The sequence below is a fragment of the Deinococcus pimensis DSM 21231 genome (genome assembly GCF_000519345.1).
GTDB classification, from domain to species: domain Bacteria; phylum Deinococcota; class Deinococci; order Deinococcales; family Deinococcaceae; genus Deinococcus_A; species Deinococcus_A pimensis.
Map to the genome: position 1 here is coordinate 117569 of NZ_KI912647.1, position 10467 is coordinate 128035.

Consider the following 10467-nt stretch of genomic DNA (forward strand, 5'->3'; position numbering starts at 1 on the left):
ACGGGTCCGCGAGGGGGTTGCGGAACACGCCCTGGAAGGCCGCGCCGCACACCCCGAGGCTCGCGCCGACCAGCAGCCCCAGCACGACGCGCGGCAGGCGCAGCTGCCACACGATCACCTCGTTGCCGCTGAGCTCGCGGCCCGTGAGCCCACCGAGGATCGCGGAGAGCGTCTCCCCGGGCGGCACGGTGACACCGCCGAGGCCCACGGCGAGCAGCACCGTCAGGACGAGCAGCGCACCGAGGCCCAGCGTCAGCGCGCCCGTCCGGCCCACGCGCGGACGCGCGGGCGAACGGGGCGACGCGACCTGCTTCACCGGAAGAGCTCGGGGTGGATGATCCGCGCGAGCCCCAGGAGCGCCTCGCCGAGACGTGGGCCGGGCCGCCCGAGGATGGTGTTGAGGTCCTTCGGGACGTCACGGACGCGGCCCGCCTTCACGGCGGCGATGGTGGTCCAGCCGGGCCGCCGGGCCGCCGTGGCGAGGTCCACGCCGAGGATCAGCGCGGGATTCTGCTTCACGACGAGCTCCGGGCTGATCTGCGGGAAGTCCCCGAGGTTCGCGGGAATCACGTTCTCCGCGCCCGCCTTCGTGAGCAGCACGCCCATGAAGGAGTTCGGGCCGACCGTGTAGGGCGTCGGGTCGATCTCGAAGTACGTGCGGACCTTGCGGGCGTACTTCGTGAGGATCTCCACCCGGGCGATGTCGGCGCGGAGCTTCGCCACGACGTTCTTCGCGGCCGTCTCGCGGTTGAGGAGCCTGCCGATCACGAGGGTCTTGGAGAACACCTCGTCGTACTTCTCGGGATTCACGGCGACGACGGTGACGCCCGCCCGTTCGAGCGCGGGCACGAGGTCGCCGTACTTGCTGACGAGCACGAGGTCGGGCTTCTGCGCGACGATGCCCTCCACGTTCGGCTGGTAGAGGCTCCCGACCTTGGGAAGCTTCGTGACCTGCGCGGGAAAGTCGCTGTACTCGTCCACGGCGACGAGACGGTCGCAGGCGCCGAGCGCGCAGACCGTCTCGGTGCTGCTGGGCAGCAGGCTGACGATACGCTTCGGCTCGGCCTTCACGGTGACCTTGCGGCCGAGGTCGTCGGTGACGGTGAGGGGGTAGCGGGTGGCCTGCGCGCCGGAGACGGCCAGCAGGGACAGCGTGAGGATCACTTTGTACATGGGGGCTCCTGGAGTCCGGCGGCCTCGGGGCGGCGCGGACGGAGACCTTCCCGAAAAAGAACGTCCGCCCACGGGGGGCGGAGAACGCGGCAACGTCGCTGCTCGGCGTCCCCCTTTTCGCGAGAGGTCAGGCGGGCGGTCCCGGAAGGGACCGGACGGGAAGGTATTCGGACTCGTCCCGCGCCCCCTGGGGCGCCGAGGCTTACCGTTGCGCGACAGTGCCGGGTTCGCACCGGCTTCCCCTGTCCTCGTCGGCCCCAATCTATCACGCCGTACCGGGCGTTCCCGCGCGGCGCGTGAGGATATGCGAAATGAAACACCACTGAGGCGCGCGTGAAGGCATACTCAAGGCGTGCGTTCCCGTCCCCTCGTCCTCGCCCTCGCGTCCCTGCTCCTCGCGGGGAGCGCGCCCGCCCTCGACCTCAGCTTCGGCATGCGCGCCGCGCAGGACCGCCTCGCGCCGCTCACCGTGACCTTCACGTCGCCGTTCCCCGCGGACGCGGACGTCACCTGGGACTTCGGGGACGGGACCTCCACACGCGGCGGTTCGCCCGCGCACACCTTCTGGACGCCCGGCGCGTACCGCGTGACCGTCACGGTGAACTCGGACGGACGGCGCTACACCGGCGCGATGGACGTGCAGGTCCGCGACGCGGGCCCCGAGCAGGCGCGGGTGGTCCTGCTCCTCGGGCTCGGCGAGGGCCGCGCGGTCTTCTCGGAGGCGGGGAGCCGCGTGTACGCGCCCGCCCAGCCGAGATGGACGCTCAACGGACGCCCCGTGACGGGCTCGCCCGTGACCGTCCCGGACGGGCAGAACGTCGTGCGGCTCGACCTGCCCGGCCGCACGGGCACCGTGTCGCGCGAGGTGCGCTTCACGAGCGGGAAGCTCGGCGGGAACGCGGCCTTCGAGGCGGAGGTGCTGCGCCTCACGAACGACGCCCGCGCCCGCGGCTACGACTGCGCCGCGAAAAGGTTCGGCGGCGGACCCGTCCGGGGACCCCTGCGGCGCAACGCGAACCTCGACGTGGCGGCGCGCGCGCAGTCCGCGGGCATGGCCTTCGGCGGGTACTTCGATCACGTGAGCGCCCTGGACGGCAGCGCGCCCGGCGACCGCGCCCGCGCGAGCGGCTACGCGTGGACGAAGGTCGCGGAGAACATCGCCGGAGGGCAGAAGACCCCGCAGGAGGTCGTGACGGGCTGGCTGCAGAGCCCCGGCCACTGCCGCAACATCATGGGCGACTACGAAGAGATCGGCCTGTCGTACGTGACGCGCGACGGGACGACGTACGGGACGTACTGGACTCAGGTGTTCGGGAACAGATGAGTGGAGAGACACGCGGGCGCCCCAGGCAGGAGCGAGCGGCCGCCCGCGAGCGTACGACGCCCAAGCGCGGACGGCCACCCCCGAGCCCGTCGAGCCACGCGGACGCACCGGGCATGAGCGAGGGGCCGGACGTCACGGCAGACGGACGGGCTGGCAGTTTCCCTGCGCGGCGGTGGTGGCGCGCTCGTCCACGACGACGTCCTCCTCGCTGCCGACGAAGCCCTGGCAGCGGGCGAGCTCACGCAGGTAGTCGGGGGTGGCGGCGCGCGTCTCGACGTCGCCGAGGGTGCGGAGGTCGAGGCGCAGCTGGTGCACCTCGCCGCGCAGAACGCGGATCTCGCGGGTCCACTCGTAGGAGCGGTAGAGGCTCTGCCCGATCAGGAAGGTCATCTGGATGATGCCGAGGCCCGCGAGGACGCTCGCGATGATCATCAGGACCGGGGGCTTGCTCACGCGGTCAGTCTAGCGGAGATTGGAAGCGCGCGATGAGCGGTCAGGACGCCGCATCTCACGTGTGGAAGGTCGGTATGAGCGCGTCTCTCCACTCATGGCAGCCGTCGTACGCTCGGGGACGGCCCCTCGCTCAAGCCTTGACCTTTGACGCGTCTCTCCACTCATGGCTATACACTGGGCCGATGACCTTGCTGCAACAGGACGCCGGCTGGGCGGCCTCTCACACGACCGAGATCCAGATGCGCTTCGGTGACGTGGATTCCCTCGGGCACGTGAACAACGTGGCGTACGCGCAGTACCTGGAGACGGCGCGGCTCGCCTTCCTCGACGAGCTCACGCGGCGCGGGGTGTCCCTGCCGATCGTGGTGGCGCGTCTGGAGGTGGACTACCGCCGCGAGATCACGCTGAGGCAGCGCGTGCGGGTGCAGATGCGCTGCTCGCGCGTGGGGAACTCCTCGTTCGATCTGGTGTACCGTGTCCTCGCGGACGACGACACGCTCGCGGCGGAGGCGCGGTCCGTGCAGGTGCACGTGGACCTCGCGACGCGCCGTCCCGTGCCGCTCACGGCGGAGCAGCGGGTGGTGCTGGCGGGCCTGCCGTGACGGGCGGTTCGTTCGGCGTCGAGGTGACGTTCCAGGGGGACACGTGGGTGCTGGTGGGCGAGTTCCCGAGGATCATCGCGGAGTCGTACCGTCGGCTGCTGGAGTCGTCCGGTGTGGTGAGCGTGCTGCGCACGCCGTTCCAGTGGGTGATCTACACGCCCGTCATCGAGATCGAGACGGGGGGGTACATGGGGTCGGTCGGCCTGTACGTTCCGAAGGTGCAGGAGCGCGACGCCCGGGACATTCTGGGGGGAGACTGAATGACGAGCGAGACGACCACGATCGGAATCGATGTCGGCGGGACCAAGATCGCGTACGGCGTGCTGCGCGGCGACACGCTGCTCGCGCGGCGCTCCGTGCCGACGCCACGCGACGGCTGGCGCAGCGTCCTCGACGCGATCGTGCTGGGCGTGACGGAACTGCGCGCGGAGTTCCCGGAGGAGGCCGCGGTGGGCCTCGGCGTGCCCGGACCGCTGAACCGCGAGTACACCGAGGTGAAGTTCGCGCCGAACATCTACGGCTTCAAGGACGTGCCGATCGTGACGTACCTGTCCGAGAAGCTCGGGCAGGCGGTGGTGCTGGAGAACGACGCGAAGGCCGCGGCGCTCGCGGAGGCCGTGCTGGGCGCGGCGCGCGGCACGTCGTCGAGCGTGTACGTGACGGTCTCGACGGGCATCGGGAGCGGGATCGTGCTGGGCGGGAAGGTCTGGCGCGGCTTCAACAAGATCGCCGGGGAGATCGGGCACGTGGTGTCCCTGCCGTCGGGGCCCGTGGCGGGAAGCGGCGTGTCGGGCGCACTGGAGGCCGTCGCGAGCGGCACGGCGATCTCGCGGGACGCGACGTTCGCGTTCGGGCGGCCCGTGAGCACGGCGGAGGTGTTCTCGCTGGCGCAGGAGGGCGACGTGAAGGCCCGGCGGATCGTGGAGAACGCGATGCGCTTCATCGGCGTGGCGCTCGCGGACGTGCAGAAGTTCCTCGACCCGGAGGTGTTCGTGCTCGGCGGCGGCGTCGCGGAGGTGGGCGCGTACTTCCTGGAGGGCGTGCAGCGCTTCGCGGACGAGTCGGTGGGGGACTTCGCGCCCGTGGTGATCCGCCGCGCGGCGCTCGGGACGGACGCGGGCGTGATCGGTGCGGCCCTGACGGCACGCGCGACCGTGGAAGGCGACTGAACAGCGCGTCGTTTGCTTGTATAGACCGGGCGTTTCTTGCTGGAACGCCCGGTCTATACAACTTGACAAGTATTCTTTTCGCCGGTACCGTTCATGTGTCCTGCGGGACGGGCATCATGACAACGGGACGAGGGCTGCACTTTTGGCGTGAAAGCGCCCGGAGTAGCAGCTCCGGGCGTGGAAAGGAGGTGGTCTTATGCGTACGCGCAATAAGGCTACCACGTCACGCGCGATCGAGAAAGTGAGCATGGAACAGGTCACGCACCTGATCCTCGCGCTCACTGGCTTGATTCACGCGCTGACACAGTTCCTGCAACTGTTCATCTGACGCCTCTCGCCCGTTGAACCCGGCCCGCCGGACAAAGAGAGGGGGCCTGCCGCAAGGCAGGTCCCCTTCTCTTCATGTCCGCCACCGCGCGTACGTCGCCCGGCGCAGGACCACGTCCCGGCCGCCTGCTACGCTCGAACCCGGCCGCCTCGCGGCCACGGAGGAGACCATGAACCACCGCCTCGTTCGGGCAGGCGACAACGGGAGCTACGTCGAGGTGACGCCGGGCGCGTCGCCCCTCGTCACGGAGCGGGACGTGCTGGACCTCGTGAGCCTCGGCCGCGAGCACGACACGGACCGGCTGCTGCTGCATCCGGGCGTGCTGGACGACGCCTTCTTCCGGCTGAGCTCCGGCCTCGCGGGGGCCGCGCTGCAGAAGTTCTCGAACTACGGCCTGCGCGTCGCGCTCGTCGAACCGGACGTCGCGCGGCACGGGGAACGCTTCGTGGAGCTCGCGCGCGAGTCGAACCGGGGCCGGACCTTCGGCGTGTTCAGCTCACTCGATGACGCAGAGCAGTGGCTCCTGCGCTGAAAGATCGACAGGTTCTTCGTCACCTCGCGCTGCTTCATGATCTGTCGTGCGAGGTTTTGTTTTTTGTCCTTCGCCTCGTCTATACAACTTGACAAGTATTCTTTTCGCCAGTACCGTTCATGTGTCCTTCGGGATGGGCATCATGACAACGGGACGAGGGCTGCATCTCCGCGTGAAAGCGCCCGGAGATAGCAGCTCCGGGCGCGGAAAGGAGGTAATCCTAAGGCGAACCGTCGTAAGGTTACCAGATCCTGCGTGGCCCGGAAAGTGAGCCTGATCGAGGTCATTCGACTGATCACGGTCCTCACCGCCCTGGTCCACGCAGTGATCGAACTCCTGAAACTGCTGACCTAAAGCCTCTCGCCCGTTGAAACCCGCTCGCAGGACAAGGAGGGAACATATCGTCTAGACATGTTCCCTCCTCTTTGTTTCCATCTTCAACGCTATTGTCTATACAGGCTGCCGTTCGACGCTGACGCTCACCCCGGTACGCTCGTGCCCTCTCGTAGGCAAACGACCATACAGCAAAACAAAACGCCCGGCGTCGCAACACCGGGCGCGGAAAGGAGGTGATCCACTCCAGTGCGAAAGAAGCGCACCGGACTTCGTACGACACCCGCGACTATTCGCCCCGCGTCACCCGGTACGTGATGACGTTGTCCGCCTCGCCGTCGTAGAGCGCCGGGTAGGTCTCGCCGTGCGGGCCGCCCACCGTGATGCGGTACTCGTCGCGCGCCGCGCCGAGGTACTCGATCACGACCTCCGTCCCGTGCTCCACGCCCGGCAGGGTGCTCTCCACGACCGTTCCCGACAGGGAGTCCGTGCCGCGCCTCAGGGTGATGATGTGCGCCGAATCGCTCATGCGGTCACGCTCGCACGGCCCCACCTGAGGGACGTGGGGACGCGCCCGCCGCACCTTGAGCCTCCCTGGACCCGGAAGGGCCCGGGCAAACGCACTAGACTGGCTCGACATGACCGACACCGCCCGCAAACGAATCCTGATCGCGAACGACGACGGCATCTTCTCCCCCGGCATCCGCGCCCTCGGGCTCGCCCTCGCCGAGATCGGCGACGTCACCGTCGTCGCGCCCGACGTGGAGCAGTCCGCCGTGGGTCACGGCATCACCATCCGCCGTCCCCTGCGCTTCAAGCACACCGCCAGCGCGGGCTTCGGCGACATCCCCGCCTACCGCGTGGACGGCACGCCCGCCGACTGCGTCGTGCTCGGCGTGCACCTCGTCGGGAAGCCCGACATCGTCGTGTCGGGCATCAACCTCGGCCCGAACCTCGGCAACGACCTCACGCACTCCGGCACCGTCGCCGCCGCCATCGAGGGCCTCGCGTTCGGCGTGCCCTCCATCGCGTTCTCGCAGGCGTCCATCCCGAGCGGCGAGTTCGACTTCACGCACGCCGCCCGCTACGCCGCGAAGCTCACGCAGGAGGTCCTCGCGCGCGGTCTGCCGCCCCGCACGCTCCTCAACGTGAACTTCCCCGCCGGGGAACTGCGCGGCGTGCGCGTCACGACCCTCAGCGACCACCGCTACGAGGACGAGATCATCAGCCGTCAGGACCCCGACGGCCGCGACTACTACTGGGTGGCGGGCACCCCCAAGGCGGAATACTCCGACACGACCGACTACGGCGCCGTGCAGGACGGGTACGTCAGCATCACGCCCGTGAAGCTGGACCTCACCTACCGCGACTTCCTCTCCGAGGTGGAGGGCTTCGCCCCGTCCGTCTGAGGGCGGACCCCGGGAACCTTTCGGGGGCGTCCGCGCATCCAAGGGGTGTATGAGCAAGACACGCATCCTGACGACCGCGCTGACCGCCCTCGTCACCCTCGCCGCCCTCGCCCACGCGCAGGGGACCACCGGCACGCCCGGCACCGCCGCGCCGGGCACCACGCAGAACGGCGCGCCCCGCACGGCGGCCCCGGCGCCGACCGCGCCCGGTGTGGCCACACGTGACCTGCGCCGTGAGGCGCGCAGGCTGGAACTGCGCAACCAGCTTCAGCCCGCCGACCGCGCCGCGTTCGACAGGCTCCTCGCGGACCGCGACGCGCTCGCGCGGGACGTCGCGGCGTTGCGCCAGCGTGAACTGCGCGCGTACGTGGACGCCCTGCGCGGGGGCGCCGCGCCCGGCGACGCTCGCCGCGCCGCGCAGACCGCCACGCTGCAGGACCGCGCGGCGCTGCAGCAGCGCGCGAACGCCGTGCGCGAGGAGGCCCGCGCCCTCGCGCGGAAGTACCCGCGGCTCGCGGGCCTGCTCGGCGGGCGGGACGTCCGCGCGGGCCGCCTCGCCCCTCGCGGGCAGCGTGCGGCGCCCGCGCCGCGCACCTTCCGGATCGTGCCGGATCCACGCGGCGGCGACCGGATGCGTGTGCCGCGCGACCGCCTCGGTTTCCCCCGCCTCTGACGTTCCGACGAAGAGGGACGCGCCCCACCCTGAGGCGCGCCCCTCTTCACGGCGCCTCAGCTGCCGAGGCTGTCGCTCGTGTCGCCGAGCAGGTCGGCGAGCAGCTGGATCTTGCCGGACACCTCGTCGTCGGCGGCGTCGGCGGCCTCCTGCGTGACGTTCGACAGGTCCCCGAGAAGTTCGCCGATGAGTGTCCCGTCGGGCTCTTCGCTGTCGAGCTGCGCGCGGATCTGCGCGAGGATGCCCGCGATCTCGTCGGCGCCGTCGAAGTCGGCGTCGTCCAGCGTGGTCTGCCACGCCTCGAGCATCTCGATGGCGGTGGCGTTGTCGAGCGTGGTGACGTCGCCCTGCAGGGCGGCGATGGTGTCCTCGATCTGTTTGTCTGCGCGTGCGGCCATGTCTCCCCCTTCGTCCGGTCGCGTCCGCGCCGGGGTGGTGCTCGCTGTCAGTAGGGCCGGTTGGCCGCGTCGTGCAGGGCCTGCCCGAGCGCCATGACGTCCTGCGCCACGGCGCCCGGCGCGGCGCTCGACGCGGCCATCGTGAGGTTTCCGAGGCGCGCGAGGACGTCCGTGACGTCCCCGAGATCCCCGGACTCCAGCTTCGTCACGAGGTCCGACAGCGCGCCCCGCAGCTCCTCGGCGTGCGGGAAGTCCGCGCCTTCGAGCACGCCGAGCCAGCCGCGGACATTGCCCGCCGCCTCGGCGCGGTCGAGCCGGGCGACGCCGCCCTGCACCGCCACGATGGTGTCCGCGAGCTCCGGGTTCACCCGTCCTTCCTTCCGTCGTCCTCGTAGAGGGCAGGGTCGTTCGCGCCGTAGTGCGAGGCGCTCGTTCCGTCCACCTCGGCGTCCACGCGGTCCGTCTCCTCCGCGCCCGCGGGCGGGTCGTAGAGGGCGCTGTCCTCGGTGGGCGTGACCGCCGGGACGTCACCCGCGTTCAGGTCGCGCTCCATGGACTCGCGGTCCCCGGAGGTCACTGGTTCGCCTCGGCCTCGCCACCCTCGGCGGGCTGGGTCTTGTCGGCGGGATCCTCGTGGGGGCTCTGGCCGCGGTCCTCCTCGGGAATGCCCTCGGGACGCTCGCCCTCGGCGGAGACCTTGTCGGCGGGATCGGGCAGGTTGGTGTTGCGTTCGTCGTCGTTCACGCTCTCAGCTTGTGGCTCCCGTGAGGTGCGGATTCGCAGGGGGGCGTTAAGGGGAGTTCACAGAGCGGCGCTTCAGCGGGGCGGCGTGGCGCTGAGGCGCCGGGCAGCCTCCCGCCACGGCATGACGTAGTACAGGTTGACGAGCAGGAACACGAGCGCGCCGAGGTAGAAGGGGCCGCCCGACCCGAAGCGTTCCCACATCACGCCGCCCAGCACGGGCCCGACGGCGTAGCCGAGCGCCTCGACGGCCATGACGGTGCCCCACGCGGCGGTGCGGTGCTCCTTGGGGAGGGTGCGGCCCACGAGGCCGTTCCAGCCCGCGAGGAACAGCGCGTACGCGAGCCCGCCGACGGCGGTGATGAGGTACAGACGGTTCTCCGCTCCGGGCAGGCCGAGCAGCACGAAGGTCGTGCCGAGCAGCAGCAGACCCGGCAACAGCGCCGCGCGCGGGTGCAGCCGGTCCGCGAGACGTCCGGCGAGCTGCACGCAGCCGAGGCCCACGACCGCGCCGAGCGCGGCGGGCGCGAGGAGATCCGTGACGCTCAGGCCGAGCCGCGCGAGGTACGGGTAGAAGATCGGGACGAGCAGACCCGGCGCGAGCGTCTGCGCGAAGGCCGCCGGGATGAGCGTCGCGACGCGCACCCAGCGGTACGAGGAGGTGCGCTGCGTGCGGCGCGGCAGGCGCAGGTTCACGAGGCTCAGCGCGAGCAGCAGCGCCACCACCTGCGTTCCGACGAGGATGGGGTAGCCGAGCTCCGGCGCGCGCTTCATCACGAGGCCCACGCCGAGCACGCCCAGCACGATGCCGGGCGCGGCGGCGACGCTCGCCCAGGAGAGCGCGCGGCTCTGCTTGCCCTCCTTCGCGAAGTGGCTGACGGCGGTCATGACGCCCGGCCACAGCGACGTGAACGCGAGGCCCCACGTGAGGGACAGCAGCCACGCGAGGAACAGGAAGGGCACGTGCGGCAGCGCGAGCAGCGTCACGATGCCCACGAAGGCGCCCAGGAAGGCCATGCGTCCCAGACCGAAGCGTTCGGTGAGCACCCCGACGGGACCCTTGGCGAGCGCGTCCGCGAGGTAGTTCAGGCCGACGATGAGGCCCACGTCGGCGGCGCTGAGCTCGAACTGGCGTCCCGCGAGCGGCAGGTACGCGACGAGGAAGCCCGAACGGACGAGGTCGCTCAGGGCGAGCAGCGCGAGCAGGCGCAGGACGATCGGGCTGGAATTCCAGGGCACGCTCTCACGATTCTACCAGTGCGTGTGAGGGGTTCCGATAGGGGCTCCTCACGCAGCGGGCGGGCCGCCCCGGCGCGTGCGCCGGGGCGGCCC

General features: G+C 70.6%; 17 protein-coding genes and 1 riboswitch. Of the genes, 8 read left to right on the forward strand and 9 right to left on the reverse strand.

What is annotated here, in order from left to right:
* Positions 1–316 (reverse strand): iron chelate uptake ABC transporter family permease subunit (locus DEIPI_RS31040; protein ID WP_045234291.1); only part of this gene is annotated, 316 nt, incomplete at its 3' end.
* Positions 313–1173, reverse strand: coding sequence for an ABC transporter substrate-binding protein (locus DEIPI_RS0113425; protein ID WP_027482101.1), 861 nt, complete (start codon positions 1171–1173; stop codon positions 313–315). The genes DEIPI_RS0113425 and DEIPI_RS31040, both read right to left, overlap by 4 nt.
* 141 nt (positions 1174–1314) lie before the next feature.
* Positions 1315–1449: riboswitch (cobalamin riboswitch) on the reverse strand.
* 76 nt (positions 1450–1525) lie between these two features.
* Here DEIPI_RS0113425 and DEIPI_RS0113430 point away from each other — a divergent pair.
* The gene (locus tag DEIPI_RS0113430) at positions 1526–2497 is read left to right on the forward strand and encodes a CAP domain-containing protein (protein ID WP_027482102.1); all 972 of its coding nucleotides are present in this window, start codon (positions 1526–1528) and stop codon (positions 2495–2497) included.
* Positions 2498–2629: 132 nt separating this feature from the next.
* Here the strand turns inward: DEIPI_RS0113430 and DEIPI_RS0113435 are convergent, their stop codons facing one another.
* Positions 2630–2950: a hypothetical protein gene (locus DEIPI_RS0113435; protein ID WP_027482103.1), complete on the reverse strand. Its 321-nt coding sequence runs from the start codon at positions 2948–2950 to the stop codon at positions 2630–2632.
* Between the two features lie 182 nt (positions 2951–3132).
* On the opposite strand from DEIPI_RS0113435, the gene DEIPI_RS0113440 reads away from it, so the two are divergent.
* From DEIPI_RS0113440 to DEIPI_RS0113460, 5 genes are all read left to right on the forward strand, one after another.
* Positions 3133–3552 (forward strand): acyl-CoA thioesterase, encoded by a 420-nt coding sequence (locus DEIPI_RS0113440; protein WP_045234292.1) that lies wholly within the window; start codon positions 3133–3135, stop codon positions 3550–3552.
* Complete coding sequence (locus DEIPI_RS0113445; protein WP_027482105.1) at positions 3549–3812, forward strand: hypothetical protein; 264 nt, start codon at positions 3549–3551, stop codon at positions 3810–3812. Before DEIPI_RS0113440 ends, DEIPI_RS0113445 begins: the two co-directional genes overlap by 4 nt.
* Complete coding sequence (locus DEIPI_RS0113450; protein WP_027482106.1) at positions 3813–4721, forward strand: ROK family protein; 909 nt, start codon at positions 3813–3815, stop codon at positions 4719–4721.
* A 196-nt stretch (positions 4722–4917) separates the two neighbouring features.
* Positions 4918–5049 (forward strand): hypothetical protein, encoded by a 132-nt coding sequence (locus tag DEIPI_RS41880; protein WP_281173213.1) that lies wholly within the window; start codon positions 4918–4920, stop codon positions 5047–5049.
* A 169-nt stretch (positions 5050–5218) separates the two neighbouring features.
* Complete coding sequence (locus DEIPI_RS0113460; RefSeq protein ID WP_027482107.1) at positions 5219–5581, forward strand: DUF4180 domain-containing protein; 363 nt, start codon at positions 5219–5221, stop codon at positions 5579–5581.
* Between the two features lie 622 nt (positions 5582–6203).
* Here DEIPI_RS0113460 and DEIPI_RS0113470 read toward each other — a convergent pair.
* Entirely contained in the window at positions 6204–6443 is a 240-nt protein-coding gene (locus DEIPI_RS0113470) for a hypothetical protein (RefSeq protein WP_027482108.1), read from the reverse strand.
* A 109-nt stretch (positions 6444–6552) separates the two neighbouring features.
* On the opposite strand from DEIPI_RS0113470, the gene surE reads away from it, so the two are divergent.
* Positions 6553–7323: a 5'/3'-nucleotidase SurE gene (gene surE / locus DEIPI_RS0113475; RefSeq protein WP_027482109.1), complete on the forward strand. Its 771-nt coding sequence runs from the start codon at positions 6553–6555 to the stop codon at positions 7321–7323.
* A gap of 49 nt (positions 7324–7372) precedes the next feature.
* Positions 7373–7996 carry a hypothetical protein gene (locus DEIPI_RS0113480; protein WP_027482110.1) on the forward strand — a complete coding sequence of 208 codons (624 nt, stop codon included), beginning with the start codon at positions 7373–7375 and terminating at the stop codon, positions 7994–7996.
* A gap of 56 nt (positions 7997–8052) precedes the next feature.
* Here DEIPI_RS0113480 and DEIPI_RS0113490 read toward each other — a convergent pair whose 3' ends face one another.
* The 5 genes from DEIPI_RS0113490 to DEIPI_RS0113510 all read right to left on the reverse strand — a co-directional run bounded on the left by DEIPI_RS0113490 (position 8053) and on the right by DEIPI_RS0113510 (position 10374).
* Entirely contained in the window at positions 8053–8394 is a 342-nt protein-coding gene (locus DEIPI_RS0113490; protein ID WP_027482111.1) for a hypothetical protein, read from the reverse strand.
* A 47-nt stretch (positions 8395–8441) separates the two neighbouring features.
* A complete protein-coding gene (locus tag DEIPI_RS31045; RefSeq protein WP_052351729.1) occupies positions 8442–8762 on the reverse strand; it encodes a hypothetical protein in 321 nt (106 codons plus the stop codon).
* Complete coding sequence (locus DEIPI_RS31050; RefSeq protein ID WP_045234319.1) at positions 8759–8947, reverse strand: hypothetical protein; 189 nt, start codon at positions 8945–8947, stop codon at positions 8759–8761. Before DEIPI_RS31050 ends, DEIPI_RS31045 begins: the two co-directional genes overlap by 4 nt.
* Positions 8948–8967: 20 nt before the next feature.
* Positions 8968–9138: a hypothetical protein gene (locus DEIPI_RS39835; RefSeq protein WP_169737107.1), complete on the reverse strand. Its 171-nt coding sequence runs from the start codon at positions 9136–9138 to the stop codon at positions 8968–8970.
* A gap of 72 nt (positions 9139–9210) precedes the next feature.
* Positions 9211–10374 carry an MFS transporter gene (locus tag DEIPI_RS0113510; protein ID WP_027482112.1) on the reverse strand — a complete coding sequence of 388 codons (1164 nt, stop codon included), beginning with the start codon at positions 10372–10374 and terminating at the stop codon, positions 9211–9213.
* Between the last annotated feature and the right edge of the window lie 93 nt (positions 10375–10467).

Coding starts and splice junctions, on each gene's coding strand:
- DEIPI_RS0113490 (WP_027482111.1), bottom strand. CDS start 8,394: ATGGCCGCACGCGCAGACAAACAGATCGAGGACACCATCGCCGCCCTG.
- DEIPI_RS0113480 (WP_027482110.1), top strand. CDS start 7,373: ATGAGCAAGACACGCATCCTGACGACCGCGCTGACCGCCCTCGTCACC.
- DEIPI_RS0113460 (WP_027482107.1), top strand. CDS start 5,219: ATGAACCACCGCCTCGTTCGGGCAGGCGACAACGGGAGCTACGTCGAG.
- surE (WP_027482109.1), top strand. CDS start 6,553: ATGACCGACACCGCCCGCAAACGAATCCTGATCGCGAACGACGACGGC.
- DEIPI_RS31050 (WP_045234319.1), bottom strand. CDS start 8,947: ATGGAGCGCGACCTGAACGCGGGTGACGTCCCGGCGGTCACGCCCACC.
- DEIPI_RS41880 (WP_281173213.1), top strand. CDS start 4,918: ATGCGTACGCGCAATAAGGCTACCACGTCACGCGCGATCGAGAAAGTG.
- DEIPI_RS0113470 (WP_027482108.1), bottom strand. CDS start 6,443: ATGAGCGATTCGGCGCACATCATCACCCTGAGGCGCGGCACGGACTCC.
- DEIPI_RS0113425 (WP_027482101.1), bottom strand. CDS start 1,173: ATGTACAAAGTGATCCTCACGCTGTCCCTGCTGGCCGTCTCCGGCGCG.
- DEIPI_RS0113450 (WP_027482106.1), top strand. CDS start 3,813: ATGACGAGCGAGACGACCACGATCGGAATCGATGTCGGCGGGACCAAG.
- DEIPI_RS0113440 (WP_045234292.1), top strand. CDS start 3,133: ATGACCTTGCTGCAACAGGACGCCGGCTGGGCGGCCTCTCACACGACC.